The sequence below is a fragment of the Aminobacter sp. P4_D5 genome, assembly GCF_056401815.1.
In genome coordinates this window covers 1-871 of sequence record NZ_JBFUIP010000509.1, presented here as the reverse complement: position 1 = coordinate 871, position 871 = coordinate 1, and the positions used below count along the sequence as shown (strand labels likewise).

Sequence of the window (871 nt, the reverse complement as noted above, 5' to 3'; positions counted from 1 at the left end):
GGCGAGCACCACCGCGAGGATTTCGCGGTCTCCTCGCCGGAGATGGTGCTGGCGGCCATCGCCGGGCAGACGCAGCGCATCAGGCTCGGCTCGGCCGTGACGGTGCTGAGCTCCGACGACCCCGTGCGCGTCTTCCAGCGCTTCTCGACCCTGGACGCGGCCTCGAACGGGCGCGCGGAGGTGATCCTGGGGCGCGGCTCCTTCACGGAATCCTTTCCCCTCTTCGGCTTCGAGCTGGACCAGTACGAGCAGCTCTTCGAGGAGAAGCTGGACCTCTTCGTGAAGCTGCTGCCGCAGGATCCCGTGAGCTGGCACGGCATGACGCGCCCCGCGCTGAAGGACCAGCGCGTCTATCCGCTGGTCGAGCACGGGCCGCTGAAGACCTGGATCGGCGTGGGCGGCAGCCCGGATTCCGTGATCCGCGCGGCACGTCACGGCCTGCCGCTGATGCTCGCCATCATCGGCGGCGATCCCCTGCGCTTCGCGCCCTATGCGGAGCTGTACCGGCAGGCCTGCGACAAGCTCGGCCAGGAGCTGCGGCCGATCGGCGTGCATTCGCCCGGCTATGTCGCGGACACCGATGCGCAGGCGCGCGAGGAGCTCTGGCCGGACTACAGGCGCATGCGCGACCGCATCGGCGCCGAGCGCGGCTGGGGCCCGATGAACCACRCGGAGTTCGAGCGCGAGGCCAGCCAGGGCTCGCTCTATGTGGGATCGCCGGAGACGGTCGCGCGCAAGATTGCGGCGACGGTGAAGGCGCTGGGCGTCCAGCGCTTCCAGATGAAGTACAGCGCCGGCGCGCTGCCGCACGAGAAGCTGATGCGCAGCATCGAGCTCTACGCGACGAAGGTGATGCCGATGGTGCGGGAGA

General features: G+C 69.5%; 1 protein-coding gene. It reads left to right on the top strand.

The window, feature by feature from the left end:
• A partial coding sequence (locus AC1DWF_RS33135; protein WP_476842744.1) for an LLM class flavin-dependent oxidoreductase occupies nucleotides 1-871 on the top strand: 871 nt, incomplete at both ends.